The sequence below is a fragment of the Kribbella sp. NPDC023855 genome, from assembly GCF_040639475.1.
Taxonomy (GTDB): Bacteria; Actinomycetota; Actinomycetes; order Propionibacteriales; family Kribbellaceae; genus Kribbella.
In genome coordinates this window covers 69,123-94,475 of sequence record NZ_JBFAAA010000018.1, presented here as the reverse complement: position 1 = coordinate 94,475, position 25,353 = coordinate 69,123, and the positions used below count along the sequence as shown (strand labels likewise).

28 protein-coding genes are annotated in these 25,353 nt (G+C 68.1%); 21 read left to right on the top strand and 7 right to left on the bottom strand.

Going from position 1 to position 25,353, the window contains the following annotated elements; translation table 11 throughout:
* The first annotated feature begins 90 nt into the window (after positions 1 to 90).
* The 11 genes from AB0F51_RS37115 to AB0F51_RS37065 all read left to right on the top strand — a co-directional run bounded on the left by AB0F51_RS37115 (position 91) and on the right by AB0F51_RS37065 (position 8,492).
* Positions 91 to 843: a DeoR/GlpR family DNA-binding transcription regulator gene (locus AB0F51_RS37115; protein ID WP_360288057.1), complete on the top strand. Its 753-nt coding sequence runs from the start codon at positions 91 to 93 to the stop codon at positions 841 to 843.
* Positions 840 to 2,183 (top strand): 6-phospho-beta-glucosidase, encoded by a 1,344-nt coding sequence (locus AB0F51_RS37110; protein ID WP_360288055.1) that lies wholly within the window; start codon positions 840 to 842, stop codon positions 2,181 to 2,183. Before AB0F51_RS37115 ends, AB0F51_RS37110 begins: the two co-directional genes overlap by 4 nt.
* 347 nt (positions 2,184 to 2,530) lie before the next feature.
* The gene (gene rpsP / locus AB0F51_RS37105; RefSeq protein WP_360288053.1) at positions 2,531 to 3,043 is read left to right on the top strand and encodes a 30S ribosomal protein S16; all 513 of its coding nucleotides are present in this window, start codon (positions 2,531 to 2,533) and stop codon (positions 3,041 to 3,043) included.
* 5 nt (positions 3,044 to 3,048) lie between these two features.
* Positions 3,049 to 3,300, top strand: coding sequence for an RNA-binding protein (locus AB0F51_RS37100; RefSeq protein ID WP_020389433.1), 252 nt, complete (start codon positions 3,049 to 3,051; stop codon positions 3,298 to 3,300).
* Between the two features lie 310 nt (positions 3,301 to 3,610).
* Positions 3,611 to 4,159 carry a ribosome maturation factor RimM gene (rimM, locus tag AB0F51_RS37095; RefSeq protein ID WP_360288051.1) on the top strand — a complete coding sequence of 183 codons (549 nt, stop codon included), beginning with the start codon at positions 3,611 to 3,613 and terminating at the stop codon, positions 4,157 to 4,159.
* Positions 4,159 to 5,358, top strand: a complete 1,200-nt coding sequence (trmD, locus tag AB0F51_RS37090) for a tRNA (guanosine(37)-N1)-methyltransferase TrmD (protein ID WP_360288046.1) — start codon at positions 4,159 to 4,161, stop codon at positions 5,356 to 5,358. Before rimM ends, trmD begins: the two co-directional genes overlap by 1 nt.
* A gap of 219 nt (positions 5,359 to 5,577) precedes the next feature.
* Positions 5,578 to 5,937: a 50S ribosomal protein L19 gene (gene rplS, locus AB0F51_RS37085; RefSeq protein WP_360288044.1), complete on the top strand. Its 360-nt coding sequence runs from the start codon at positions 5,578 to 5,580 to the stop codon at positions 5,935 to 5,937.
* 119 nt (positions 5,938 to 6,056) lie between these two features.
* Positions 6,057 to 6,704, top strand: a complete 648-nt coding sequence (lepB, locus tag AB0F51_RS37080) for a signal peptidase I (RefSeq protein ID WP_360288042.1) — start codon at positions 6,057 to 6,059, stop codon at positions 6,702 to 6,704.
* On the top strand, positions 6,701 to 7,465 hold the full coding sequence (gene lepB, locus AB0F51_RS37075; protein ID WP_360288040.1) for a signal peptidase I: 765 nt from the start codon (positions 6,701 to 6,703) through the stop codon (positions 7,463 to 7,465). The genes lepB (AB0F51_RS37080) and lepB (AB0F51_RS37075) overlap by 4 nt, the downstream gene beginning before the upstream one ends.
* An 8-nt stretch (positions 7,466 to 7,473) precedes the next feature.
* Positions 7,474 to 8,172 (top strand): ribonuclease HII, encoded by a 699-nt coding sequence (locus tag AB0F51_RS37070; RefSeq protein WP_360288038.1) that lies wholly within the window; start codon positions 7,474 to 7,476, stop codon positions 8,170 to 8,172.
* Entirely contained in the window at positions 8,169 to 8,492 is a 324-nt protein-coding gene (locus AB0F51_RS37065; RefSeq protein WP_077012708.1) for a DUF2469 domain-containing protein, read from the top strand. The genes AB0F51_RS37070 and AB0F51_RS37065 overlap by 4 nt, the downstream gene beginning before the upstream one ends.
* 7 nt (positions 8,493 to 8,499) lie before the next feature.
* Here AB0F51_RS37065 and AB0F51_RS37060 read toward each other — a convergent pair whose 3' ends face one another.
* Complete coding sequence (locus AB0F51_RS37060; protein WP_360288036.1) at positions 8,500 to 8,736, bottom strand: hypothetical protein; 237 nt, start codon at positions 8,734 to 8,736, stop codon at positions 8,500 to 8,502.
* A 510-nt stretch (positions 8,737 to 9,246) separates the two neighbouring features.
* On the opposite strand from AB0F51_RS37060, the gene AB0F51_RS37055 reads away from it, so the two are divergent.
* Entirely contained in the window at positions 9,247 to 10,278 is a 1,032-nt protein-coding gene (locus tag AB0F51_RS37055; protein WP_360288034.1) for a hypothetical protein, read from the top strand.
* Positions 10,279 to 10,478: 200 nt separating this feature from the next.
* On the opposite strand, the gene AB0F51_RS37050 is transcribed toward AB0F51_RS37055, so the two are convergent.
* Positions 10,479 to 11,354 (bottom strand): helix-turn-helix domain-containing protein, encoded by an 876-nt coding sequence (locus tag AB0F51_RS37050; protein ID WP_360288032.1) that lies wholly within the window; start codon positions 11,352 to 11,354, stop codon positions 10,479 to 10,481.
* A gap of 103 nt (positions 11,355 to 11,457) precedes the next feature.
* Here AB0F51_RS37050 and AB0F51_RS37045 point away from each other — a divergent pair, with 103 nt between their 5' ends.
* Together AB0F51_RS37045 and AB0F51_RS37040 are read left to right on the top strand one after the other, a co-directional pair.
* The gene (locus AB0F51_RS37045) at positions 11,458 to 11,850 is read left to right on the top strand and encodes an alpha/beta fold hydrolase (protein WP_360288030.1); all 393 of its coding nucleotides are present in this window, start codon (positions 11,458 to 11,460) and stop codon (positions 11,848 to 11,850) included.
* Between the two features lie 89 nt (positions 11,851 to 11,939).
* Positions 11,940 to 12,422: an alpha/beta fold hydrolase gene (locus AB0F51_RS37040; protein WP_360288028.1), complete on the top strand. Its 483-nt coding sequence runs from the start codon at positions 11,940 to 11,942 to the stop codon at positions 12,420 to 12,422.
* A gap of 27 nt (positions 12,423 to 12,449) precedes the next feature.
* On the opposite strand, the gene dprA is transcribed toward AB0F51_RS37040, so the two are convergent.
* The 4 genes from dprA to AB0F51_RS37020 all read right to left on the bottom strand — a co-directional run bounded on the left by dprA (position 12,450) and on the right by AB0F51_RS37020 (position 18,078).
* Complete coding sequence (gene dprA, locus AB0F51_RS37035; RefSeq protein ID WP_360288026.1) at positions 12,450 to 13,511, bottom strand: DNA-processing protein DprA; 1,062 nt, start codon at positions 13,509 to 13,511, stop codon at positions 12,450 to 12,452.
* Positions 13,512 to 14,428: 917 nt separating this feature from the next.
* A complete protein-coding gene (locus AB0F51_RS37030; protein WP_360288024.1) occupies positions 14,429 to 16,006 on the bottom strand; it encodes a YifB family Mg chelatase-like AAA ATPase in 1,578 nt (525 codons plus the stop codon).
* Positions 16,006 to 16,362: a YraN family protein gene (locus AB0F51_RS37025; protein ID WP_360288022.1), complete on the bottom strand. Its 357-nt coding sequence runs from the start codon at positions 16,360 to 16,362 to the stop codon at positions 16,006 to 16,008. Before AB0F51_RS37025 ends, AB0F51_RS37030 begins: the two co-directional genes overlap by 1 nt.
* A 90-nt stretch (positions 16,363 to 16,452) precedes the next feature.
* Positions 16,453 to 18,078: an amino acid permease gene (locus AB0F51_RS37020; RefSeq protein WP_360288020.1), complete on the bottom strand. Its 1,626-nt coding sequence runs from the start codon at positions 18,076 to 18,078 to the stop codon at positions 16,453 to 16,455.
* A gap of 136 nt (positions 18,079 to 18,214) precedes the next feature.
* Between AB0F51_RS37020 and AB0F51_RS37015 the strand changes: the two genes are divergently transcribed.
* Entirely contained in the window at positions 18,215 to 19,156 is a 942-nt protein-coding gene (locus AB0F51_RS37015; protein WP_360288018.1) for a tyrosine recombinase XerC, read from the top strand.
* Positions 19,157 to 19,187: 31 nt separating this feature from the next.
* A complete protein-coding gene (locus tag AB0F51_RS37010; protein WP_360288016.1) occupies positions 19,188 to 19,667 on the top strand; it encodes an Rrf2 family transcriptional regulator in 480 nt (159 codons plus the stop codon).
* Positions 19,668 to 19,723: 56 nt separating this feature from the next.
* On the opposite strand, the gene AB0F51_RS37005 is transcribed toward AB0F51_RS37010, so the two are convergent.
* Entirely contained in the window at positions 19,724 to 20,572 is an 849-nt protein-coding gene (locus AB0F51_RS37005) for a M23 family metallopeptidase (RefSeq protein ID WP_360288014.1), read from the bottom strand.
* Positions 20,573 to 20,889: 317 nt separating this feature from the next.
* On the opposite strand from AB0F51_RS37005, the gene rpsB reads away from it, so the two are divergent.
* From rpsB to AB0F51_RS36980, 5 genes are all read left to right on the top strand, one after another.
* Positions 20,890 to 21,867, top strand: a complete 978-nt coding sequence (rpsB, locus tag AB0F51_RS37000) for a 30S ribosomal protein S2 (protein WP_360288012.1) — start codon at positions 20,890 to 20,892, stop codon at positions 21,865 to 21,867.
* 312 nt (positions 21,868 to 22,179) lie between these two features.
* The gene (gene tsf / locus AB0F51_RS36995) at positions 22,180 to 22,998 is read left to right on the top strand and encodes a translation elongation factor Ts (protein ID WP_360288010.1); all 819 of its coding nucleotides are present in this window, start codon (positions 22,180 to 22,182) and stop codon (positions 22,996 to 22,998) included.
* A gap of 50 nt (positions 22,999 to 23,048) precedes the next feature.
* On the top strand, positions 23,049 to 23,810 hold the full coding sequence (pyrH, locus tag AB0F51_RS36990; protein ID WP_360288008.1) for a UMP kinase: 762 nt from the start codon (positions 23,049 to 23,051) through the stop codon (positions 23,808 to 23,810).
* A gap of 132 nt (positions 23,811 to 23,942) precedes the next feature.
* Positions 23,943 to 24,500: a ribosome recycling factor gene (gene frr, locus AB0F51_RS36985; protein WP_360288006.1), complete on the top strand. Its 558-nt coding sequence runs from the start codon at positions 23,943 to 23,945 to the stop codon at positions 24,498 to 24,500.
* Positions 24,500 to 25,333 carry a phosphatidate cytidylyltransferase gene (locus AB0F51_RS36980; protein ID WP_360288004.1) on the top strand — a complete coding sequence of 278 codons (834 nt, stop codon included), beginning with the start codon at positions 24,500 to 24,502 and terminating at the stop codon, positions 25,331 to 25,333. Before frr ends, AB0F51_RS36980 begins: the two co-directional genes overlap by 1 nt.
* Positions 25,334 to 25,353: the final 20 nt, after the last annotated feature.

Here is a 25,353-nt window from a genome sequence, read left to right as displayed (position 1 = left end):
GCATGCAGTGTGGATCTTTCGAGCAGATTGCGCAATACCCTTGCACTTGGATGAGTGAATATGACGGACTTTGCGTGGTACGGTCTCTCCGTGTTGCCAAAGCAGCGGCAGGATCAGATCGTCCGTGCGCTTCGGGCCGATGGGGCCGGGGGCGTGAAAGTGCTGGCTGCCCAGCTCGGTGTCAGTGAGGCGACGATCCGGCGCGACCTCGAACAGCTGCACGAGCAGGGCCGGCTGACCCGCGTCTACGGCGGCGCGCTCGCGGTCGACGGCGGTGACGAACCCTTCGCCGAGGTCAGCGCTGTGCGCGCGTCGGAGAAGGACAAGATCGCCCGCCGCGCGGCCGCCCTGGTCAGCGACGGACAGTCGGTCCTGCTGGACATCGGTACGACGGCCCACCGGGTCGCCCAGCATCTGCACGGCCGCTCGCTGACCGTGGTGACGAGCAACCTCGCCGTACTGGAGGAGCTGCAGAACGACGAGGAGATCGAGCTGATCATCCTGGGCGGCTTCGTCCGGCGCAGCTATCGGTCGCTGGTCGGCTACCTGACCGAGGAGTCGCTGCGCCAGATCCACGTCGACTGGCTGTTCCTCGGCACCTCCGGGGTCCGTCCCGACGGCCGGGTGATGGACAGCACGATGATCGAGGTACCGGTGAAGCGGGCGATGATCAAGGCCGCCGACCGCGTGGTGCTGCTGGCCGATGCGACCAAGTTCCCCGGTCACGGCGTCGCCCGCGTGTGCGAGCCGACCGAACTGACCATGGTGGTAACCGAGCCGGGTGCCGACGAAGGAACCCGCACGCAGCTGGAGGAGGCAGGGGTGCAGGTGGTGCTCGCATGAGACTGACCATCCTCGGAGGCGGCGGGTTTCGGGTTCCGCTCGTGTATCAGGCTTTGCTCGGCGATCGTGGCGAGGGCCGGATCACCTCCGTCGTGCTCTACGACACCGACCGCACCCGGCTTTCCGCCATCGGCGCCGTACTACGCCAGCAGGCCGCGCCGTACTCCGATGCGCCGGCGGTGACCGAGACGACCGACCTCGACGAGGCGTTGCGGGGTACCGACTTCGTCTTCTCGGCGATCCGGGTCGGAGGGCTCGAAGGGCGCACGATCGACGAACGGGTCGCGCTCGACCTCGGCGTACTGGGTCAGGAGACCGTCGGGGCGGGCGGGATCGCCTATGCGCTCAGGACGTTGCCGGTGGCAACTGCGATCGCGCAGCGGATCGCGGCGCTGGCGCCTGAGGCGTGGGTCATCAACTTCACCAACCCGGCGGGGATGGTGACCGAGGCAATGATTCCGTACCTCGGCGACCGGGTGATCGGGATTTGCGATTCGCCTTCTGGGCTGGGGCGGCGGGCCGCTTTGGCTTTGGGGCTGGACGCGTCTTCGGTGTTCTACGACTACGCCGGGCTGAATCACCTTGGTTGGCTGCGTGGGTTGCAGTCGGGTGGTGTGGACCATTTGCCGGCGCTGCTCGCGGATCCTGCTGCGCTGGGGGATTTCGAGGAGGGGCGGCTTTTCGGGGTCGAGTGGCTGCGGTCGCTCGGGTCGATCCCCAATGAGTACCTGCACTACTACTACTTCGCGCGGGAGACGCTGGCCGCAGTACAGGCGGTGGAGCAGACGCGGGGGACGTTCTTGCTGGAGCAGCAGTCCGCCTTCTATGCCGAGACTGCGCGGCAGCCGTCGAATGCGTTGGAGCTGTGGCAGAAGACGCGGGCCGAGCGGGAATCGACGTACATGGTCGAGAGTCGGGCGGTGGCCGACGCGGGGGAGCGGGACGAGCGGGACATGTCGGCGGGCGGGTACGAGCAGGTCGCGCTGTCGCTGATGCGGGCGATCGCCCACAACGAGCGGGCGTCGCTGATCCTGAACGTCCGCAACCGCGGCACCCTGCGCCACCTCGACGACGACGCCGTGGTGGAGATCCCCTGCACGGTCGACGCGAACGGCGCCCGCCCGGTCGCGGTCTCCCAGCTCACCGACCACCAGGCCGGCCTGGTCCTCTCCGTGAAGGCGGTCGAACGCTCCACCATCGAAGCCGCCACCTCCGGCTCCCGAGCCGCCGCCATCCGAGCCTTCGCCTGGCACCCCCTCATAGACTCAGTAACCGCCGCCCACCAACTCCTGGACGGCTACGCCACCCACCTCCCCGACCTGGCCGCCTTCCGTGCCTAACCCACCGGCCCCCCCGACCTGGCAGCCTTCCGCGCCTAACCCGCCCGCCTCCGCGGGCTGCCGCCCCAGCCGCGGATGCCTCCCACAGATCAGTTGGCGACTGCCTCTCGCAGTAACCGCTGGAGCCGGCGGCGGGATGCGTCGCGGTCGGTTGCTGGTGGTTGGGTCAGGGTGGATTGGTTTGAGGTAGCTGGATCTGGCAGAATGTTGGGCTGAGTCCGTCCGGATCACGTGCAGCCCTCTAACTCCACGTCCCGGCCGGCCCATTCGAGTGGTCACCCGTTGTCCCCACGACGCCGGTGCATCGCTCAACCAAGACATGAAATCCCGAGGGAGACCCCACAAACGTGGCAGTCAAGATCCGTTTGAAGCGCATCGGCAAGAAGCGTGCGCCGCACTACCGCATCGTCGTGATGGACGCCCGCGCCAAGCGTGACGGCCGCGCCATCGAGGAGATCGGCAAGTACAACCCGAAGACCGAGCCGTCGTTCATCCACGTCGAGTCGGACCGGGCGCAGTACTGGCTGGGCGTCGGCGCGCAGCCGACCGAGGCCGTCGAGGCGATCTTCAAGGCCAGCGGTGACTGGCAGAAGTTCAAGGGTCTGGACGCGCCGCCGCCGCTGCGGGTCAAGGAGCCGAAGCGCGACAAGCAGGAGATCTTCAACGAGGCCCTCGCCGAGGCGCACGGCACGCTGAAGACCGAGGCCGTCACCAAGAAGGCCGCCGCCAAGAAGGCGGAGCCGAAGGCTGACAAGAAGGCCGAGGCGAAGGCTGACGAGGCCAAGGCCGACGAGGTTGACGCTGCGGCTCCCGCCGCGGAGGCTGCCGCCGACGCGCCGGCCGACGACGCCAAGGCCTGACGATGATGGAGACCGAGGCGCTCGAGCACCTGGTCCGAGGCATCGTGGACAACCCTGACGACGTCAGCGTCCGGTCCCGCAACCTGCGGCGCGGACGCACCCTCGAGGTGCACGTGCACCCCGACGACATCGGCAAGGTGATCGGCCGCAACGGCCGGACGGCGACCGCGATCCGGACCGTGGTCGGAGCACTCAGCTCCGAGCAGTCGGTCCGCATCGACTTCGTCGACGAGTTCAACCGGCGCCCGCGCCGCTGACCTCAGACAGTCCCCGAAGGGCCGTACCCACTGGGTGCGGCCCTTCTCTGCTCTTCTGGTGGGCCCGGCGCCCCTCCGTTGTCGTTTGGGCTGCGACGTGCCACGCCGCTGCACAGTCCAGCTACCACCAGGGCTCCCGACGGGTGCCGGCGTTTGGTGGGGATCGGCTTCTGCCGCCTACGCTGTCAACCGTTGAGCGACATTCTGTCCAGTGTCACTGGACAGAATGTGCGGCCTGGGCTGGCAGATTGCGACGTGGAGCGGTCCGCTCCGCGCGATGTACGGGTGATGAGCAAGCGGAGGAACTGCGGTGCTGGTGATTGTGGGCCGGATCGGTCGGGCGCATGGGATCAAGGGGGACGTCGGGATGATCGTCCGGACGGATGATCCTGATCTGCGGTTTGCCGAGGGGGCTCGGTTGGTGACGGTGTCGGAGCCGCCGCGGACGCTGACCGTGGAGTCCAGCCGGTGGCACAGTGGCCGGTTGCTGGTGAAGTTCGCCGAGTCGCCGGACCGGACCGCCGCCGAGCAGTTGCGCAACCTCGAGGTCCAGGCCGAGATCGGCGAGGACGAGCGTCCCGAGGACCCGGAGGAGTACTACGACCGCGAGCTGATCGGGCTCAAGGTGCGGACCACCGACGGGGTCGAGGCGGGTGAGGTCATCGACGTCATCCACCTGCCGTCCCAGGACCTGCTGGAGATCCGTCGCCCGGCAGGGAACGCAGTACTGGTGCCGCTGGTCGAGGAGCTGGTGCCGGAGATCGACCTCGGGGCGAAGTACGTGACTGTGGCCGACCGCCCCGGGCTGCTCGATCCGGAAGGCGCCGAGGTCGTCCCGGCGGACCCCGGAGACAGCTGATGAGGCTAGACGTCTTCTCCATCTTCCCGGAGTACCTGGCGGCCCTGGACGTCTCCCTGGTGGGCAAGGCGGCCAAGAGCGGCCTCCTGGACGTCCGGGTGCACGACCTGCGTGACTGGACCCACGACCGGCACCGCACTGTCGACGACACCCCGTACGGCGGTGGCGCGGGCATGGTGATGAAGCCGCAGCCGTGGGGAGAGGCGTTTGACGCAGTACTGCCTGCTGACGGGCCGTCCCAGCCGCGGCTGATCGTCCCGACGCCTGCTGGCCGGCCGTTCAGCCAGGAGCTGGCTTACGAGCTGGCAGCCGAGCCCTGGCTGGCCTTCGCCTGCGGACGGTACGAGGGAATCGACGCCCGCGTGGCTGCCCACGCTGCTGAGCGGATGCAGGTCGACGAGATCTCCATCGGCGACTATGTGTTGAACGGTGGCGAGGTCGCAGTACTGGTCATGGTTGAGGCGATTGCCCGCCTGCTGCCCGGGGTGATCGGCAACCCGGAGTCGCTGGCCGAGGAGTCCCACTCCGGTCATGGCCTGCTGGAGTACCCGGTCTACACGAAGCCACCGTCGTGGCGCGGGCACGACGTACCGGAGATCCTCCTGTCGGGCAACCACAAGCTGATCGCCGAGTGGCGCCACGAGGAGTCTGTACGGCGTACTGCTGAGCGCAGGCCGGACCTGTTGGCGGCGTGGGGGAGCTCCATGCCTGCCGAGGACGACCCGGCTTCGCAGGTCCGGGTACTGCCGGCGACTGAGGCGGATGCGGGGGAGTTGCTCACCCTGCAGCGAGCCACCTTCCTCACGGAGGCGCAGGCGTACGGCGACCTCTCCATACCGCCGCTCTTGGAGTCGCTGGAGGAGTGTGTCGCCCGCTTTGCCGACGGGCCGGTCTGGAAGGCCGTGGCGGGCAGCAGGATCGTCGGATCGGTCCAGCTGGGCATCTCCGGCTCAGTCGGCCGGATCGGGCGGCTGATGGTGGCGCCCGACTGGCAGCGCAGGGGGATCGCCGCCAAGTTGCTGCAGGTCGCCGAGAAGACAGCGCCCGCCGAGGTCACGACGTACGAGCTGTTCACGGGGGCGGCCAGTGAGCGCAACCTGCAGATCTACCGCAATGCCGGGTACCGCGAGATCAAGCGGGAGCGGCAGACGGAGAAGGTCGAGCTGGTGCTGCTGGCCAAGCGCCGTCGGCGGCGCTGAACCGGCAGCACTGAACCGGTACCAGACGGCCCACAACCGGCACCGCCGCGCGCACCGAGACGGCTGATTTCGTCGCGGTCGGTGCGTGTGGCAAACTTGGTCGCTGTTGCCATACGGTGATCCTGCCACAGGGGGTGACCACCGGATGACAGCATCTTCGACTCTCACACCGAGCACATTCGTGGGTGACCTGTGGCACGCGCGAGGAAGAGACACCTGATGAGCAACATCCTGAACGAGCTCGACAACGCGAGCAAGCGTGACGACATCCCCGCCTTCCGCGCCGGTGACACGGTCAACGTGCACGTCAAGGTCGTCGAAGGCAACCGCTCCCGCGTGCAGGTGTTCAAGGGTGTCGTGATCCGGCGCCAGGGTGGTGGCCTGCAGGAGACCTTCACGGTCCGCAAGGTCAGCTTCGGTGTCGGTGTCGAGCGGACCTTCCCGCTGCACACCCCGATCGTCGACAAGGTCGAGGTCGTCACCCGCGGCGCCGTCCGCCGCGCCAAGCTGTACTACCTGCGCGACCTGCGCGGCAAGGCCGCCAAGATCAAGGAGAAGCGGGACGTCCCGGCCTCCTGATCGTCGACTGACGACGGTCAGGTATGGCGCCGAGCACCGCGACGCGCGCTCGCCCGCCAGCCAGGAGGGCACGTCGCACCAAGGGACGTCACCGTAGGCTCAAACAGCGCAACCCGCTGATGAGCCTGCTGATCGAGATGACCACCGTGACGGTGCTCGCGTTGGTCATCACGGTTGTCCTGCGGCTCTTCGTCGCCGAGGCGTTCTACGTGCCCTCGGAGTCGATGTACGACACGCTCACGACCAACGACCGGATCCTGGCCGAGAAGGTCAGCTATCTGCATCGCGACGTCGACCGCGGCGACATCATCGTCTTCAAGGACCCGGCCAACTGGCTGAACGAGGCGCCGAAGACCCCCGGTACGCTGCGCCAGCTCGGCGAGTTCGTCGGCATCCTGCCGCGCAGCGGTGAGGGCCACCTGGTCAAGCGGGTGATCGGCGTGGCCGGCGACAAGGTGGTCTGCTGCAACAAGGCCGGGCAGATCGCGGTGAACAACATCGCGCTGGACGAGCGGGAGTACCTGCTCAAGGACGCCAAGCCGTCGAACTCGCCGTTCACCGTCGTGGTGCCGCCTGGTTCACTGTGGGTGATGGGTGACAACCGGGCCGAATCCGCCGACTCGCGCGCGCACATGGGCGGTCCCGGTGGCGGGTTCGTCCCCGTCGAGAACGTGGTTGGCCGTGCCTGTTGCGTAATCTGGCCGTCTGACCGGATGACGATGCTGCGTCCTCCGGAAACCTTCAAGAAGCCGGGGCTGAAGAAGTGACTGAGACACCGACCGCGACGAAAGAGAAACCCGCCCACCGCTCCGGCCTCGCGGCTGCCGCTCGCGAGTTCGTGCTGATCGTGGTCGGTGCGCTGATCGTCTCGTCGATCCTGCGGGCCTTCGTCGGCCAGATGTTCATCATTCCGAGCGAGTCGATGCAGAACACGCTGCTGGTCGGCGACCGCGTCGTGGTGGAGAAGCTGACCGATGTCGAGCGCGGTGACGTGGTCGTGTTCGAGGACCCGGGCGGCTGGCTGGGCAGCGGGGAGAGCGGCCAGAAGCGCGGCTCTGTCGGCCGGTTCTTCGAGGTCGTCGGCCTGCTGCCGGACTCCAGCCACGGACACCTGATCAAGCGCCTGGTCGGGATGCCGGGCGACAAGGTCGCCTGCTGCGATTCCAAGGGCCGGCTGATGGTGAACGGCCAGCCCCTCGAGGAGAGCGCCTACCTGTACCCCGGTGACGCCCCCTCGGCGATGGAGTTCCAGGTCACCGTGCCGGCCGGCAAGGTCTTCCTGATGGGTGACCACCGGGCCGAGTCGGGCGACTCGCGGGTGCACCTGAGCGACACCGGGCCCGACGGCGGGAGCCCGGGCGATTCGGCCTTCGTGCCGATGGACAAGATCACCGGCCGCGCGATCCTGGTGGTGTGGCCGGCGAACAGGTTCGGCAAACTGGACGTACCGGACACCTTCAAGTCGATCCCGGCGCCCGGGCCGGCTCCCGACAAACCCTCGATCTCCCTCACACCACCCCCCAAGTGAGTTGATGGATGAGCGCACTTCCGCGCGGCAGCACCATCCGGCGTGACGCCGGGCTGTACGGGTACGAGCGCGCCCTGCGCCGGGTCGGCCTCGACCCGATCGCCGGGGTCGACGAGGCGGGCCGCGGTCCGTGCGCCGGCCCGCTGGTCGCTGCCGCGGTGATCCTGCCGGACGGCAAACGCGGCCAGATCCCGGAGCTCGCCGACTCCAAACTGCTCACGGCCAAGGCGCGGGAACGCTGCTACGACCAGATCCGCGAGCGGGCGCTGGCCTGGTCGGTGGTCTCGATCGAGGCGGCCGAGTGCGACCGGCTGGGCATGCACGTCGCGAACGTGGAGGCGCTCCGCCGGGCGATCTTCCTGCTCGACCAGCGCCCGCAGTACGTGCTGACCGATGGTTTCGGGGTGGACGGCCTCGGCGTACCGGGGCTGGCGATCTGGAAGGGTGACCGGGTGGCAGCCTGCATCGCGGCCGCCTCGGTGATCGCCAAAGTGACCCGGGACCGGATCATGCAGCACTGGCACGAGGTGTATCCGCAATACGATTTCGCGGTTCACAAGGGCTACTGCACCCCGGAACACCAGGCGGCACTGGACGAATACGGCCCGTGTCCACAACACAGACGGCGGTTCGAGAATGTCCGCCGCAGTATGCGGCCCGATATGGGACAGAATGTCACCAGTCCCACCGGAGTGGAGAGCCGATGAGTGCTGACGACCTTGAGAAGTACGAGACCGATATGGAGCTCCAGCTCTATCGGGAGTACAAGGACGTCGTCGGGATCTTCAAGTACGTGGTGGAGACCGAACGACGCTTCTATCTGTGCAACGCGGTCGACCTGAAAGTCCGCACCGAAGGCGGCGACGTCTACTTCGAGGTGACGATGGCCGACGCCTGGGTCTGGGACGTGTACCGCTCAGCCCGCTTCGTCAAAAACGCCAAAGTCGTCACCTTCCGCGACGTCAACATCGAAGAACTGGCCAAAACAGACCTCGAAGTCCCCAAAGACTCAGACTTCGGCCGCTAACCCCTACTCACTCAACCAGCCGGCCTAGCCCCCGGTGGCTCAGGCCGGCTGGCTCGGCCAGGCCGGCTGGGCTGACTGGCTGAGCTGATTGGCTGGGCCAGGCGAGATCGTCGATCGCGAGAACCGGTCCGCCGGACAGATTCGCGAGCGTCGTACCGGCGAACGCCACGCCATCTCGACGCAGCTGCGACTGGTCGGCGTAACCGCTCTCGGCAGCTACCCGGGCTACGACGTGTCCGCCCACCGACTGGTGTGCAGCATGATCGAAGCAAACCCACGCGGCTCACCGGCCCACCCCGCACGCGCGGCTCACCGGCCCACCCCGCACGCGCGGCTCTCGCCCACCCACAGCGCGCGGCCCGCCCACCCCGCACGCGCGGCTCGACCCCACCACACGCGGCTTGCCCACCCGCACGCGCGGCTCGACCCCACCGACACGCGGCTTGCCCACCCGCACGCGCGGCTCGACCCCACCCACACGCGGCCAGCCCACCCCGCACGTGCGGCCCGCGAGTGAGGTCTGAAACTGGTTGGGCTTTGCCATGTACTCCGATCGCTACAGTGCGTTACTCTGCGAATGCGGTGCGTAACTTTCCGAGCTCGGGCTGCCCTTTGGCCTCAGGACTGCTCCGCCGGCCGGCCGGCTGTCACCGAGGCGGGCGATGGGGAGCCGGCTGTGGAGTTCAGGTTCGGAATCCGGCAGGCGTGACTTTTCGTGAACCGATGTCGAATCGAGCCGAAAGGAACCCCGGGCATGACTGCACAGGATCTTGACGAGATCGTCGAGGTGGACGGCTACTACGACAAGGCAAAGGTCCGCCCGCTGCAGGGCGGCTGTTACACCGAGCGGATCTCCGGAGTGGACCTTCACTACGGATCTCTCGGTTGTGCCGTGACGTACACCGGACCCGACGGCGGCCCGGACCGGAACAACTCGTCGCTGAAACACGGCGGCACGTACGCGCTGTCCGCCGAACACGTCATCGGCGCGATCGGGACAGGGGTCGGTCAGCCGCACGACATCGACAACGACCGGATCGGCTGGGTACAGCTCGCCGTCAGCGGCAAGGAGGACGAGTACGGCGACTTCGCAATCTGCGACCTGCTGCACTACGACGACAAGTTCCTGCCCCAAGTCATCGGACTGGGGGCTGTGCTGGGTGAGTACGACATCGCTGACGACGAGGTCGGGAGCTACCCGGTCAGCAAGCGCGGATCGGAGACCGGAATCACGCACGGCCGGGTCACCGGTAGCCACCGGACTGTGACCTGGACCGAGGGCGACCGGACCTACGAACTCAAGGGCCTGCTCGAGATCTCGGCGCTCGAGGGTCCGTTCGCGAAGAACGGTGATTCGGGCTCGGTCGTGCTCAACATCCAGAACCAGGTGGTCGGCCTTCTGGTGGCGGCGACCTTGGATTTCGCCACCGGCTACGCGGTCCCCATCGCCCGGATCCGCGAACGCCTCGAGGTCCAGGTGCTCTCCGCGGAGATGTACTTCAAAGGCACTCCCGACCGGCGGATACCCAGCGGAACGGACAAAGTCATCCTGATCCTCTGCCTACCGGCCCCGGCCCCACTAGCCGGCCTGATCGTCGACCTGACGACCGACAACCCCACAGTCGCAAAGGTCCCGGCCCGAGCCGCGTTCCCCGCGATGTCGACCAGATCACTGCCCATCACCATCGAACGAGCCTCCACAGGCACAGCCGGCGAGGCCATCATCAAGGCGGCCGCCACCCACGTCCCCATCCTCAAAACCAACCTGACCCTGCATTTCGAATAGCCCGAACGAATCCATCTGAGCGACCCGCGTCCCGAGCCACCGCCCTGGCGACGGCACGTGTTAGCGCTTCGATGAACGCGAAGCAATCCGCCTGGCCGAATCGCGTCGCAGGCACACGCCCTGGTGACGGCACGTGCCAGTGCTTCGGATCGTGCGATGCAAGCCATCCTGGCGAGCCGCGTCTCGGGCGACCGCGCTGGCTACCCGACGGGCTGGATTTTCGGTGTGACCGCAGGCTGGATGGTGGCGGGCCAGGCGAGGTCGTCGATGGTCAGAAACGGTTCGTCGCGGAGGAGCGCGGGTGTGGTGCCCGTGAACGCCATGACGTCTCGATGCAGGTGGGACTGATCGGCGTACCCGGTGTCGGCTGCTACTCGGGCAGCGTTGTGGCCGGCGACGAGTTCGTGGGCGGCGTGGTCGAAGCGAACCAGGCTCGCGGCGCGTGTGGGTGGCACGCCGAGTTGCGAGCCGAACCGGGACCACAGGCGTTTACGGCTCCACCCGAGCTCGACCGCGAGCTCGTCGATCCTCAACTGCCCACGGCTGTCGACGATCTGCCGCCAGGCCCAGGAAACCTCCGAGCTCGGCGGCGTACCTGTCGCGAGTCGCTGAGCGAGCCAATTGTCGGTCAACGCGAAGCGCTCGTCCCAGGACGAGGCTCCAGCCAGTTGCTCGCCGATCCTCGGCGCCTCCCGTCCCCACAGATCGTCGAGCATGACCATCGAGCCTGCTAGCTCGGTCGCCACCGGACCGAGAACCGCCCGCGCGATCGCCGGGCTCAGCCGCACTTGCAGGCACTGAAAGTCCACCGCCCGCCGCAGCCGCGCAGCCCCGAACCCCAGCCCCGCGACGAGACTCCCGCTCAGCTCTCGCCCGAACTCATCCGCCACACTGACCGACCCACCGCCGAACAACAAGGCCACCGTCACCCCCGGATGCGGAATCAACCGCAACCCTTCCGGCGTCATCCCCCGATCCCCGAACCCAGCCATACTCACCCCCGGCACCCGGCTCCCACCCTTCGGCCGGGAAACCTCCCACACCGCGCCGTCGACCCACTCAGCACCCGCCGCCACCCTCACATGCTAAAGCCGGTGGTCAGAGGGAACATTTGTTCAATCCATCGGCGGTTCAGGTAGCGAGAGTTGGGCTCATGACTACCTCGGACGGGAGCCGCAGATGACACAAGACGCTGCGGAATCGACGCTGTACATGGGCGAGGACGGCATCTACGTTCGCGACGACGGCCCCCGTGCCGCCCCCGCGCTGTTGCTCATCCATGGATCCGGCTCCAGCAGCCGCGCCTGGGAACCACTTGTTCCACTGCTGACCAGGTCGCATCGCGTCATCCGGCTCGACCTGCTCGGGCATGGCCAATCAGCCAAACCAGAAGGTCCGTTCTACGGAATCCCCGAGCAGGCACTGCGGGCCGGCGCCGTGCTGGACCGGCTCGGCATCACGCGCGTCATCGCAGTCGGCCACTCCAGCGGCGGCTACACGGCGACCGCTCTCGCCGAGCAACGCCCCAACCTGGTCAGCGCACTCGCTCTCATCAACACCGGCCCCACCTGAACGCGCTCATCACCCCCGATACCACGACCGACCCCGACAGCAAACCAGAACCCAACGGCAAGCTCGAACCGGAGGGCAGGCTTGAACCCATGGGCAGGCTCGAATCCATGGGCGAGCTTGAGCCCAAGGGCAGGCTCGAACCCAAGGGCGAGCTTGAACCGGAGGGCGAGCTTGAGCGCTCGAAGTGGGCGCAGCTGACCGACGAGCAAATCCGCCACGCGATGGAGACCGCCTTCAGCCTCCCCGGCTACCGAATCCCGGACCAACTTGTCGACGACGTGCGCGCGATGACCTATCACTCGTTCACCGCAACGCAGCAGGCATCCCGCGAGTACCTCGAACAGTCACCGCTTCCAGACCGCCTACGCCCCCTCGGTCTACCGCTGCTGGTCCTCTTCGGCAAGAACGACCGCCGATGGCACTCTGCCTCCGCTCACGACTATCAGTCCGTCCCAGGCGCCCAAATCGAACTCCTTCCCGTGCTAGGTCACTCCCCGAACCTGGAAAATCCGCCCCGAACCGCCGCCTCCCTCCTTCCCTTCACCACCGCAGTTGCTCGCGCCCGCCGGTAGCCAGCTCGCCACCTCACCTCAACGCCGTCAGAGGGCCTGGCGGTGATCGGGGGAGAGGCGCCAGCCGGAGGGGGTGTATTCGATGAGGTTGGATTCGGCGAGGGTTTCCAGGCACTCCTGAGTGGTGTCGAGGTCGAGGCCGGCGGTGGTGGCGATGCGGAGGGCGTGGGCGGGGCGTAGTACGGGGACTGCGTCGAGGGTGCGGCTCAGTTCGTGGTCGAGGTTGTCGGTGGGGTTGGCGGGCGCGTGCGGGTAGGCGGTGACGTGGGTGCCGATGGGGGAGATCGCCTCGAGGATGTCGGCGACGTTTGTTGCCAGAACGGCGTTGCGTTCGCGGATCAGAAGGTGGGCGCCCTCTGACATCCGGGAGGTGATCGGGCCCGGTACGGCGAGCACCTGGCGTCCGCATTGCTCGGCCCAGCCGGCGCTGTTCAACGCGCCGCTGCGGACGGCGGCTTCGACCACGACGGTGCCGAGGGTGCTTGCGGCAATCAATCTGTTGCGGGCGAGGAAGCGCAGCTTGGTGGGCGAGCATCTCGGTGGGAGTTCGCTTACTAGCAACCCGGTTTCGGCTATCCGGTCGAAGAGGGCGGTGTTGCTCTTCGGATAGCTGACATCGACTCCACATGCGAGCATCGCGACTGTTGGACCGCCGCTCGCGAGGGAGCCACGATGGGCTGCGGCATCGATGCCATAAGCGCCGCCGGAAACCACCGTCACGCCTTCATCGGCTAGACCGGCGGCCAGCTCAGAGGCCGCGTGTTCGCCGTACGACGAGCAGGCGCGCGCACCGACCGTGGCAACAGACTTCTCGAGCGTTTGCCGCAGATGCGCCGGGCCGCGAACCCAAAGCCCGAACGGTACGCCGCCGCGACGGCTCTGCTGACCCGCATCCGCCAGCACCTCGACCTGCTCCGGCCATTCGTTGTCACCCGGGATGACGAACCGCGCCCCAGCCTCCGCGGCGCGCTCCAGATCAGCCTCTGGTCGAGCCTCCGCAACCCGAGCAGACCATCGCTCAAACATCGGTCGCTTCTCCTGCAACGCCAGCCACAGCTCCTGAGCCTCCAGCCCGCTGAACGCAGCCACCGCCGCAGGATCCCCCGGCTCCACCACCCGAGCCAACCCAGCCCGAGCAACCCGCTCCGCATCCCACCCCACTGCACCGCCAACAGGAAACTGCCCAGCAGTTTCCCCCGTTCGCTGCGCCGTTCGCCCCGCAGACGACAGTGGACTCTCCTCACCGTCGAACAACCGAGCGGCGGTGGGCGCTGAGCCGTCTGCGAGCGAGGTCTTGGGAGTCGAACCGGCGTCCTCTGCCGGTGGCGGCGGCGGTGGCGACGGGCTCGGCTCCGCCTCGAACCCGTAGTCGGAGGTCGGGATTGAGGTGGGGCCGAGAGTGAGTGCTGGGACGGGATGGCTGGCGAAGGGCACCGTGGCGGTGGCGGCAGGGTCGGCTGCGGCTGCTGCTGGGTGGCTGGTGAGAGGCGCCGTGGGCAGTGGGGTGGCGTGGGGCGCTCCTGGGGTTTGGGATGGACTGGTGCTGGCCGGAGCTGGTGGTGGGGTGGGGCCGAGGGTGAGTGCTGGGACGGGGTGGCTGGCGAAGGGCATCGTGGCGGCTGCATGGCTGGCTGCGACAGGGTCTGCGGTCGCTGGCCTACTGCTGATGGGCTGCCGGGCGGTCTGGGGCACGGGCGCTGCTGCGGTTTGGGACGGCTGGGTGGTGCCGCTTGGAGATGGGGGGTTGATGCCCAGGGTGAGGGTTGGGGCGGGGGTGCCGATCGAAGCGGGCGGGGTTGGGGACGGGCTGGTGGTGCCGGTTGGAGCTGATGGGTGGCTGCCCAGGGTGAGGGATGGGGCGAGGGTGCCGCTTGGAGGTGGCGGGGTTGGAGATGGGCTGGGCGTGCCGGTTGGAGGTGGCGTGGTGGGGGATGGGCTGGTGGTGCTGGTTGGGGCTGGTGGGGTGGTGGCCAGGGTGAGGGATGGGCTGTGGGGTGGGGGTGTGGTCATTGGGGGGCCTCTCGTAGGGGGCGGGTGTCTGTGTGGGGGGTGAGGGGGGCGCCGGTGCGGAGTTGGAAGGCTTGGTGGGTTAGGGGGACTGTGGGGATGGGGGCGCCTTGGAGGTCGGCGAGGGTCCAGGCGAGGCGGGAGACTCGGTCGAAGCCACGGGCGGTCAGGCGGCCCTCGGAGTACAGGTCTTCGAGGAGGCGCTGGCTGGGCTCGTCAATCGGGTATTCGCGGCGGAGGATCGGGCCGGGTACTTCGCTGTTCAGTCGCCAGGTGGTGGCTTTGTAGCGGTGGGCTTGGCGGTCGCGGGCGAGTCTGACCCTGGCGGCGACCTCGGCTGTCGACTCAGGTGGGTCGCCGTCGGCGGCTCCACGGGCCGCCGGGAGGATCTGGCGCTGGATGTCGATGCGGTCTTTGATCGGGCCGCTGATCCGTTGGCGATAGCGGTTCAGGTTTTGCGGGGTGCAGTTGCAGATGCCGTTCGGCGTACCGGCTTGGCCGCACGGGCAGGGGTTGGCCGCGAGGACGAGCAGGAAGCGGGCTGGGAACTTCGCCACCGCCGCCGTCCGGTGGACTTCGATGAAGCCGGATTCGAGCGGTTGGCGCAGAGTGTCGAGGGTCAGAGGATGCATCTCGGGTGCTTCGTCGATGAAGAGGATTCCTCGGTGGGCACAGCTGATGGCGCCGGGGCGAGGCATCCCGGAGCCGCCACCGATCAGGCTGACTAGCGATGCGGTGTGGTGCGGAGCGATGAAGGGTGGCCGCACGACCAGCTCCGCGTCGTTGGTGAGCAAGCCGGCCAGGGAGTGCACCGCTGAGACTTCGAGCGAGTCCTCGGTGCTGAGATCCGGCATCAGGCCGGCTAGGCGTTCGGCGAGCATCGTCTTGCCGGAGCCGGGCGGCCCGTGCAGGTAGAGGTGGTGCCCGCCGGCGGCGCTGGCCTCGATTGCCTTGCGGCCCTCGCGTTGGCCGAGGACGTCGTGGAGGTCGACCTCCGGGACGCGGGTGAGCGACTCCGAGATCAATCGGGGCTCCGCGCGGGGCGGGTCCTCCTCGGGCATCTCGGTCTGCCGCAGGAGGGCGAGCACCTGGCGCAGTGAACGCATGCCGTAGACCTCGATGCCTGGCACCAGCTTCGCCTCGCCGGTGTTCAGTTCCGGAACGATGACTCGCTCGAAGCCTGAGCGGGACGCGGCCAGGGTCATCGCGAGGGCTCCACGCACCTCCCGCATTCGGCCGTCGAGGCCCAGTTCGCCGATGATGGCGACGCTGCGGAGCCGCTGATTGTCGACGACACCGGCGGCTGCGAGGAGGGCGCAGGCTATGGCTACGTCGTAGTGCGAGCCTGTCTTCGGCAGGGTCGCGGGGGAGAGGCCGATGGTCACCTTGCGGTCGGGGAACTTCTCGCCGCTGTTGACGACAGCGGCCCGGACCCGATCGCGAGCCTCGGACAGGGAGGCGTCAGGCAGGCCGATCAGAGTCGTCTTCGGCAGGCCTTGGGCGATGTCGGCCTCGATCTCGACGAGGTGGCCCTCCAGACCGACCAGCGCCACGGACCAGGCTTGGGCGAGCGGCATCAGGCCACGCCCCTGACGTGATCGACGCTCGGCTCGCCGCGATGTGGCAGGAGCACGGCGACGATGTCGATCCGGACCTCGCGGGGGCGCAAGTCATGCTCGCGCAGCCAGTGGCCGACCAACTGACGCAGCTTGCTGAGCTTGCGATACGTGATCGACTCGAGGGGAGATCCGTAGTTCAGGCCGCGCCGGGTCTTGACCTCGCAGACGACGAGGGTCCGGTCCTCCCGGGCGACGATGTCGATCTCGCCCTGGGCACAACGCCAGTTGCGCTCCAGAATCGTGAAGCCGTGCTCCACGAGGTACCTGGCGGCGAGATCTTCGCCGTACTGCCCGAGCGCGTCCGTGGTTCGCATCGATGACCACCTCCGGCTAAAGAACATGCCGGGGTTCGCACCGATCTGGCAGACGACTTCGGGGCCTGTGGAAAACAGGCCCCGAAGTCGTCAGTTACGCATGTGTTTGCCGCGTGTCGACTTCGGCGGCGTCCGGACCGCGCGTAGTTCGCTGGTGCTGCTGTCGGTCGGATCGTGCCGGACCGCCTGCAGACCGCCCGTCCCCGGGTCGGTGTCGCCGATGTCGAAGTCCCAGCTGTCCTCGTTGGCCAGCCGGCTGTGCCAGCGGCCGTAGAGGCCGTAGATCGCCAGACCGAGCGCCATCCAGATGCCGAACTTGGTCCAGGTGCTGGTCTTCAGGTTGAGCATCAGCCACAGCGTCGCGGCCAGCGACAGCAGCGGGATCAGCGGCACCATCGGGACCCGGAAGCCGCGCTCCAGGTTTGGCTCGGTGCGCCGCAGGGTCAGCACACCGACGGCACAGAACGCGAAGCAGAACAGGGCTCCGATGACGAGCAGTTCCTCCAGGTCGAGCACCTTCGGGTACAGCGTCAGCGCGACCGCGGCCAGACCGGCAGCGGAGGCTGCCCGCGCCGGCGAGGAGTACACGCGGCTGACCCGGCCGAGGCTCTTCGGAAGCAGGCCGTCACGACCCATGTTGAACAGGACGCGGCTCTGGGCGATCAAGACGACCATGATGACCGTCATCAGGGCGAGCAAGGCCCCTAGATTGACCACCTTTGCCGCCCAGCCCACGCCGACGGCCGACATCGCCTCCGACACCGGCGCGCCGCCACCAAGTTGGCCGTACGGCCGCATCCCGACCAGGACGACCGCCATCGCGACGTACAGGATCGTGACGGCGCCGACGCCGAGCAGCATGCCCTGGGGCACAGTCTTGCGGGGGTTGCGGGCGTCCTCGGACGCGGTCGCGATCAGGTCGAAGCCGATGTAGGCGAAGACGATCGAACTGGCCGCGGTGAAGATGCCCATCAGGCCGAACGAGCCGAACGACGAGTCCAGGATCCAACTGAGCAAAGTCGGACTGGCCGTGGCCGGCGCGGGCCGCGCGTCCGGGACGAACGGCCGGTAGTTGTCGAAGTTGATGTGCGTGGCGCCGATCACGACGACCAGCACGATCACGGCGACCTTCGCCAGGACCACCACGGTGAGCACGCGGGCCGACAGCTTGGTGCCGGTCACGATCAGCGCGGTCAGCACGAGCAGCAGCAAGGGCGCGACCAGGTTGAGCTTCGCTTCGGGTCCGAAGTACTGGGCGATGTTTGCCGGGAGGGTGACTCCGAAGCCGTCGAGGGTCGCCAGGAAGTACGCCGACCAGACCCGCGCCACGATCGCGGCGGCCGTGACGAGCTCCAGCACGAGGGCCCAGCCGACCAGCCAGGCCCACATCTCACCGAAGGTGACGTAGCTGAAGGTGTACGCGCTGCCCGAGACGGGAATCGTCGAGGAGAGCTCCGCGTAGCAGGCAGCGGCCAGCACGCAGACCACCGCGGCGATCAGGAACGACAAGATCACGGCAGGGCCGGCGACGGTGGCCGCCTGCTTACCGCTGAGACTGAAGATGCCGGACCCGATCATCACACCGAGTCCGAGAACAACTAGGTCGCGACGACCGAACAGGCGCGGCAGACGGTGCCGCGCATCCTCGACTCGAGTGAACGCCGACTCGACCGGCAGGCGCCGGCCTACGGTCTGTCCGTTCGCTGAGGGGGCCATGGTCAGGGGTGCCTCCGTTGCTACTAGGGCAATCGGGCCGAACAGTAGTCGACCGGTGGGCTTCGGGCCAGACCTCCTCGGGGTATGCACCGCGCGGTGGCTTGCGATGCCGGGGTCACTGCCGCATGGTCGGGGCATGGCGCCGGACGAGGTCAGCGGAACGCCTTCCGTACCGGAAGGTTTCACTGCGTTACTGGCTGACTACGAACGGCATCTGACGGCGGAAAGAGACCTCAGCAAGCATTCGGTGCGAGCCTACATCGGTGATGTGGTGGATTTAATCGATCATTTGACTCGGCTTGGTCACGATGATCTGAGTGGGCTCGACATCCGCGGGCTGCGGTCCTGGCTGGCCAAGCAGCAGAGTCTCGGCAAGTCGCGCAGCACGATGGCGCGGCGCGCGACGGCCGCCCGGGTGTTCACCGCCTGGGCCCAGCGCACCGGCCGGATCGAGAGCGATCCGGGTGCTCTGCTCGCGAGTCCGAAGCCGCACAAGTCGCTGCCCGGCGTACTCGGGCAGGCCGAAACGCGGGCGGTGCTCGACGCGGCCGCGGTCGCGGCCGACGACGGCAGCCCGGTCGGACTCCGCGACCTCGCGATCATGGAGTTGCTCTACGCCACGGGTATCCGGGTCGGCGAACTGTGCGCCCTGGACATCGACGATGTCGACACCGAACGCCGGGTGGTCCGCGTCTTCGGCAAGGGCCGCAAGGAACGCTCGGTCCCGTACGGCGTACCGGCGGGCGTGGCCCTGGACGGGTGGCTGGACGGGGCGCGGCCGAAGTTGTTCCGGCCGGGGAGTGGACCGGCGCTGTTCCTCGGGGCGCGCGGTGGGCGGATCGACCAACGGACCGTACGGCGGCTCGTCCACGCCCGGATGGACGCGGTCGACGCGCCGGACCTGTCGCCGCACGGGATGCGGCACACGGCGGCGACACACCTGCTCGAAGGCGGGGCTGACCTGCGCAGCGTGCAGGAGTTGCTCGGTCACGCTTCGCTGGCCACGACGCAGATCTACACGCATGTGTCGGGCGACCGGTTGCGACGCGCCTACGAACAAGCGCATCCGCGCGCCTGACCTGAGGCCTTGATACGGCAGACTGCGGAGTATGCGGGTTTCGGCGAAGTCTGACTATGCGTTGCGGGCGCTGATCGAGATCACCCAGCGATGGGTGGCCAACGACCCCTCGGTGGTGTCCGCCGAGGAACTGAGCCGTGCCCAGGGGATTCCGCATGGCTTCCTGCAGGGGATTCTCGCCGACCTGCGCCGGGCCGGCGTGCTGTCGAGCCAGCGGGGGCAGTCGGGTGGGTGGAAGCTCGCCGTCGATCCGAACGAGGTATCGGTGGCCGACGTGATGCGGGCGGTGGACGGGCCGATCGTGAGCATCTCCGGGGTCCGGCCGGAGAGCGTCGCGTACAACGAGCGGGCGGTCGTGTTGCAGCGCGTGTGGATCGCGGCGCGGGCGAGCCTGCGGGACGTGCTGGAGCACACGACGTTGATCGACCTGGCCAAGGGCAAGCTGCCGGCTGGTGTTGAGCGTCGGTCCCGGGATGAAGACGCTTGGCAGGCGCGGGTCCCCGGGAGCTGAGTCGCGGCTCGGTTGGCTGTTCGCCGTACGGGTGGGGTGCGGTGGGGTGGTGCGCATCAGTGCCGCCTGATGAGGAGGCTGCCGATGAGGGTCGCGGCGGCTGCCAGGCTGACGAGCACGCCTGAGGTGAGTTCGCCGCGCGGTGGGGCTGTGGCCTGGAGGCTGGCAGGTGGCGGGCCGGGATCGGGTGCGGCGCTGGGTCTGGCGGGCTTGTAGCCGGTGGGGTCGTCGGGTGGGCGGGCAGGCGTCCACGGTGGGGCTGAGGTACGCGGTGGGGTTAGGGGGAGTAGGCGGATGGGGTGGTGGGGGAGGAGGGACAGGGGGTTGAGGTAGGTGGTGGCTTGCCGTAGGCCCCAGTGGAGGCAGGTGGCGGGGGCGCAGTGGGAGCCGGCTGCTGAGAGGTGGCCGATGGGGGTGCCGGGGGTGACGGTGGCGCCTACGCGGATCGTGGGGATGACCGGTTCGTAGGTGGTGCGGAGTGGGCCGTTGGTGATGACGATGACGCCGCGGCCGGCCAGCGGGGCGGCGTACGTGACGGTGCCTGGGGTGGCGGAGCGGACTTGTTGGCCGGGGGAGCCGCTGAGGTCTAGGCCGCGGTGGCCGGGGAGCCAGGGCTTCGGTGGTGGTTCGAAGCCGCGGAAGATCGCGGGCCGTGGGGTCAGCGGCCAGACCGCAGCAGGATCGGCAGCCGAGGTGACCGCTGCGCGACCGGGAGTTGACGCGAGTGCAACGCGGGCGGGAGGTGAGGCGAGCGCAGCGCTGTCGAGGGGTGAGATGAGCGGGGTGGGGGCTGGGGTGACGGCTTGAAGGGGGTGGAGGGTGGGCGGATTTGGGGTGGGTGGGGGTGTGGGGGTTAGGGGGTTTAGGAGGGCGATTGTGAGGGGGGTGAGGAGGAAGGGGGTCATGTGGGGAATGTGCCGTGAAGGGTGGCGGGTGGGGGTGGGGATGTTGGGGGTTGTGGATGGGTGGGGTCGGTTAGGTGTGGGTGGCTGGTCTCCCGTAGACTTTTGGTGGCGTCCCGCGTGAGTGGGGCGACTTCGCACGCCCGCATGCCTAAGGCTGACTCCGGAATCCCGGTGGCGGTTGGTGGGCGCACCGCTCGGTCCCGGCTCGTTCGGGATGGGTGCGCGCGGGTGTCAGGCGTGACGGACCAACCGGGCCGTCACGGACAACCGAGACAGGCGTCTCCGGCCGGGCCGGAGCGCGACAGGAGGAACACCTCATGGCCGTCGTGACCATGAAGCAGCTGCTCGAGAGCGGCGTCCACTTCGGGCACCAGACCCGTCGCTGGAACCCGAAGATGAAGCGATTCATCTTCACCGAGCGCAACGGCATCTACATCATCGACCTGCAGCAGTCGCTGTCGTACATCGACCGCGCCTACGAGTTCGTCCGGAGCACCGTTGCCTCCGGCGGCGCGATCCTGTTCGTCGGGACCAAGAAGCAGGCCCAGGAAGCGATCGCCGAGCAGGCGACCCGGGTCGGCATGCCCTACGTGAACCAGCGCTGGCTGGGCGGCATGCTCACCAACTTCCAGACCGTCAACAAGCGGCTCCAGCGGCTCAAGGAGCTCGAGCTGCTGGACTTCGACGACGTCGCCGCCTCCGGTGTGACGAAGAAGGAGCTGCTGCAGAAGCGTCGCGAGCACGACAAGCTGCTCAAGACCCTCGGTGGTATCCGGGACATGGCCCGCGTTCCGGCCGCCGTCTGGATCGTCGACACCAAGAAGGAGCACCTCGCGGTCGACGAGGCGCGCAAGCTGAAGCTGCCGATCATCGGCATCCTGGACACCAACTGTGACCCGGACGAGGTCGACTTCCCGATCCCGGGCAACGACGACGCGATCCGTTCGGTCGGCCTGCTGACCCGCGTGGTCGCCGACGCCGTCGCCGACGGCCTGATGTCGCGTGGCGGCCAGGGTGCGGCCGCGGCCGGCGAGGAGCTGGGTGCCGAGGAGCCGCTGGCGGCCTGGGAGCGCGAGCTGCTGGAGAGCCAGAACGGCGCCACCAAGGCCGACGAGGCCCCCGCCGCCAAGGCTGACGACGCCAAGGCCGACGAGGCCCCGGCCGCTGAGGCCACCGAGGCTGCTCCGGCTGCCGACGAGGCTCCGGTTGCCGAGTCCGGCGCCGTCGCCGAGACGATCGCCGCGGCCGACAACACGCCGGCCGAGGGCACCGAGGCGCCGAAGACCGAGGCCTGATCGGCCTGTAGCCGTTCGGCGCCACCCAGATCCCGTACGACGGGGTCGCCGGTGGCGCTGGACGGCGAGCAAGCCGCCGGACCACCCGCAGTACGGCGATCGCCTCCGGTTCACGCCGGAGGCGAAAGAGCCGGAGAGCGGACCGGAGACGAGCTAGCCACCGGCCAGCCGGGTAGGGCGAGCGAATCACCGGATCGCCGGGACGGCGAGCAAGTTGCCGGGAGACCGGGTACGGCGAGCAAAGTCGCCGGGCTCGGGTCCGGGCGGCGAACCCCACCAGCTGACGCACCACCGAAGACGAGAGATCGAGGAATGGCGAACTACACCGCCGCTGACGTGAAGAAGCTCCGCGACGCCACCGGCGCGGGCATGATGGACGCGAAGAAGGCGCTCGAGACCACCGACGGCGACTTCGAGAAGGCGATCGAGGAGCTGCGCATCCACGGCGCGGCCAAGGCCGCCAAGCGGGGCGCCGAGCGCTCGGCCACCAACGGCCTGGTGGCCGCGGCCGAGAACGCGATGGTCCAGCTGAACTGCGAGACCGACTTCGTCGCCAAGAACGAGCAGTTCCAGCAGCTCGCGGCCGACATCGTCGCGCACGCGTCGGCCAGCAAGGTCGGCGACGTCGAGGGTCTGCTCAACGAGAAGCTGGCCGACGGCAAGAGCGTCGCCGAGAACATCGAGGCCCTGGCCGCGGTGATCGGCGAGAAGCTCGAGCTCGGCAAGGTCGCGGTGTTCGACGGCAAGGTCGCGGCGTACATGCACAAGCGTGCCGCCGACCTGCCGGCCCAGGTGGGCGTGCTGGTCGAGTTCGAGGGCGACAACCTCGACGCCGCCCGCGGTGCGGCCATGCAGGCTGCCGCGATGCGCCCGCTGTACACCACCCGCGAAGAGGTCCCGGCCGAGACGGTCGAGAGCGAGAAGCGGATCGCCGAGGCGACCGCGCGCGAGGAAGGCAAGCCCGAGCAGGCGCTGCCGAAGATCGTCGAGGGCCGGGTGAACGGCTTCTTCAAGGAGGTCGTGCTGCTCGAGCAGTCCTCGGTCCAGGAGAACAAGAAGACCGTCAAGGCGGTTCTCGACGAGGCCGGCGTGACCGTCAAGCGGTTCGCTCGCTTCGAGGTCGGAGCCTGACGGTTCACCGACCAGACCACAACAGCGCAGTCGACGAGGAGGCCGGAGTCGTGACGGAAACCCTGGGTACCGAGACGAGTCCGGCCTCCGAGCCGGTCGCTCCGGCCTATCACCGGGTGCTGCTGAAGTTGTCGGGTGAGGTGTTCGGCGGCGGCAAGCTCGGCGTCGACCCCGACGTGGTGAACTCGATCGCCAAGCAGATCGCCGAGGTGGTCCGGGCCGGCGTGCAGTGCGCCGTCGTGGTCGGCGGTGGCAACTTCTTCCGCGGCGCGGAGCTGCAGCAGCGCGGAATGGAGCGCAACCGCGCCGACTACATGGGCATGCTGGGCACGGTGATGAACTGCCTGGCGCTGCAGGACTTCCTGGAGAAGCTCGGCGTCGAGACCCGGGTCCAGACGGCGATCACGATGGGCCAGGTCGCCGAGCCCTATATCCCCCGCAAGGCGGATCGGCACCTGGCCAAGGGCCGCGTGGTGATCTTCGGCGCCGGTTCCGGCATGCCGTACTTTTCCACCGACACGGTCGCCGCCCAGCGCGCGCTGGAGATCGGGGCCGAGGCGCTGCTGATGGGCAAGCAGGGTGTCGACGGGGTCTACGACTCCGACCCCAAGAAGAACCCCGACGCGGTCAAGTTCGACCAGTTGTCGTACGACGACTTCCTGGCCCGCGGGCTGCGGGTCGCCGACGCGACGGCGATCAGCCTGGCCCGGGACAACGCGCTGCCGATCGTGATCTTCGGACTCGAGGAGGGCAACATCGCCCGCGTCGTCCGGGGTGAGAAGATCGGCACGGTCGTCTCACCAGGTCACTAGCAGACGCACTAAGATCACGGCCAAGACACGGGCTGACGTCCGTTATCTGGTAAACCAGCGCTCGTAGGGTTGCCAGTGTTCATAGGGTTGATGGGGCCGCACCGACGCGGCCCCGAGGAAGCGAGGAATGTCGTGATCGACGAAGCACTCCGCGAAGCCGAGCAGAAGATGGCGAAGGCCGTGGAGGTCGCCAAGGACGACTTCGCCGCGATCCGTACCGGCCGGGCGCACCCCTCGATGTTCTCGAACATCGTGGCGGACTACTACGGCTCGCCGACGCCGCTGCAGCAGCTGGCCGGTTTCCAGGTGCCGGACCCGCGCACCGTGCTCATCTCGCCCTACGACAAGGGCGCGATGGCGGCGATCGAGAAGGCGATCCGCGACTCCGACCTGGGTGTGAACCCCGGCAACGACGGCTCGGTCATCCGGGTCACCATGCCGCAGCTCACCGAGGAGCGGCGCAAGGAGTACATCAAGGTCGCCAAGACCAAGGGTGAGGACGCGAAGATCTCGGTCCGCACGATCCGCCGGCACGCCAAGGACCAGATCGACAAGTCGGTCAAGGACGGCGAAGCGGGCGAGGACGAGGGCAAGAGTGCTGAGAAGCGGCTCGACGGGCTGACGAAGAAGTACGTCGACTCGATCGACCAGTTGCTCAAGCACAAGGAAGCCGAACTGCTCGAGGTGTGATGGGCGTCGACCAGAGCACGCCCGCGCCGAGCCGCGCCGGGCGCAACCTGCCCGCGGCGATCGCGGTCGGGGTCGCCCTCGGTGCGGTCATCCTCGGTTCGCTCTTCTGGCAGAAGTCGCTGTTCGTCCTGGTCGTGCTGGCCGCCGTGCTGGCGGCCGTCGACGAACTGGTCCGGGTGTTCCAGACCAGCGGTGCGAAGCTGTCCAGGATCCCGCTGTTCGTCGGTACGACGGCCATGCTGGTCTCCGCGTACTACGGAGGCCCGCTCGCGCTGCTGATCGCGTTGGCGCTGACCGTGCTGGCGACGATCTTCTGGCGGATGCCGGGCGGTTCGATCGGTTTCGTCCGCGACGTCACCACCAACGCGTTCCTGCTCGGCTATGTACCGCTGCTGGCCGGTTTCGCGATCCTGCTGGTCCAGCCGGAAGACGACGGCCCTCAGCGGGTCGTGACGTTCTTCCTGGTCGTGGTGACCAGCGATGTCGGTGGCTATGTGGCCGGTGTGCTGTTCGGCAAGCACCCGATGGCTCCGACGATCAGCCCGAAGAAGTCCTGGGAGGGCTTCGCCGGTTCCACGCTGGCCTGCATCGGTGCCGGCATCGGCTCGGTGGTCTGGCTGCTGGACGGTCACTGGTGGGTCGGTGCGATCGTCGGCGCCGTCGCCGTACTGACCGCGACCGTGGGTGACTTGGCCGAGTCGATGATCAAGCGCGACCTCGGTATCAAGGACATGTCCAACCTGCTGCCGGGGCATGGTGGCGTGATGGACCGGCTGGATTCCTTGCTGGCAACGGCTCCCGCGGTCTGGTTGCTGCTGCACCTGCTCGTTTGACGGGACATGGGCCTGCCAGG

Excerpts from the sequence above, each read along its gene's own strand:
- AB0F51_RS37045 (WP_360288030.1), top strand. The coding sequence starts at position 11,458 with ATGACACAAGACGCTGCGGAATCGACGCTGTACATGGGCGAGGACGGC.
- AB0F51_RS37025 (WP_360288022.1), bottom strand. The coding sequence starts at position 16,362 with ATGCGAACCACGGACGCGCTCGGGCAGTACGGCGAAGATCTCGCCGCC.
- lepB (WP_360288042.1), top strand. The coding sequence starts at position 6,057 with ATGAGCCTGCTGATCGAGATGACCACCGTGACGGTGCTCGCGTTGGTC.
- AB0F51_RS37030 (WP_360288024.1), bottom strand. The coding sequence starts at position 16,006 with ATGCCGCTCGCCCAAGCCTGGTCCGTGGCGCTGGTCGGTCTGGAGGGC.
- AB0F51_RS37010 (WP_360288016.1), top strand. The coding sequence starts at position 19,188 with ATGCGGGTTTCGGCGAAGTCTGACTATGCGTTGCGGGCGCTGATCGAG.
- AB0F51_RS37055 (WP_360288034.1), top strand. The coding sequence starts at position 9,247 with ATGACTGCACAGGATCTTGACGAGATCGTCGAGGTGGACGGCTACTAC.
- AB0F51_RS37070 (WP_360288038.1), top strand. The coding sequence starts at position 7,474 with ATGAGCGCACTTCCGCGCGGCAGCACCATCCGGCGTGACGCCGGGCTG.
- AB0F51_RS37040 (WP_360288028.1), top strand. The coding sequence starts at position 11,940 with ATGGGCAGGCTCGAATCCATGGGCGAGCTTGAGCCCAAGGGCAGGCTC.
- AB0F51_RS36980 (WP_360288004.1), top strand. The coding sequence starts at position 24,500 with ATGGGCGTCGACCAGAGCACGCCCGCGCCGAGCCGCGCCGGGCGCAAC.
- AB0F51_RS37100 (WP_020389433.1), top strand. The coding sequence starts at position 3,049 with ATGGAGACCGAGGCGCTCGAGCACCTGGTCCGAGGCATCGTGGACAAC.
- AB0F51_RS37110 (WP_360288055.1), top strand. The coding sequence starts at position 840 with ATGAGACTGACCATCCTCGGAGGCGGCGGGTTTCGGGTTCCGCTCGTG.
- AB0F51_RS37065 (WP_077012708.1), top strand. The coding sequence starts at position 8,169 with ATGAGTGCTGACGACCTTGAGAAGTACGAGACCGATATGGAGCTCCAG.
- rpsB (WP_360288012.1), top strand. The coding sequence starts at position 20,890 with ATGGCCGTCGTGACCATGAAGCAGCTGCTCGAGAGCGGCGTCCACTTC.
- AB0F51_RS37005 (WP_360288014.1), bottom strand. The coding sequence starts at position 20,572 with ATGACCCCCTTCCTCCTCACCCCCCTCACAATCGCCCTCCTAAACCCC.
- rplS (WP_360288044.1), top strand. The coding sequence starts at position 5,578 with ATGAGCAACATCCTGAACGAGCTCGACAACGCGAGCAAGCGTGACGAC.
- AB0F51_RS37015 (WP_360288018.1), top strand. The coding sequence starts at position 18,215 with ATGGCGCCGGACGAGGTCAGCGGAACGCCTTCCGTACCGGAAGGTTTC.
- tsf (WP_360288010.1), top strand. The coding sequence starts at position 22,180 with ATGGCGAACTACACCGCCGCTGACGTGAAGAAGCTCCGCGACGCCACC.
- AB0F51_RS37020 (WP_360288020.1), bottom strand. The coding sequence starts at position 18,078 with ATGGCCCCCTCAGCGAACGGACAGACCGTAGGCCGGCGCCTGCCGGTC.
- trmD (WP_360288046.1), top strand. The coding sequence starts at position 4,159 with ATGAGGCTAGACGTCTTCTCCATCTTCCCGGAGTACCTGGCGGCCCTG.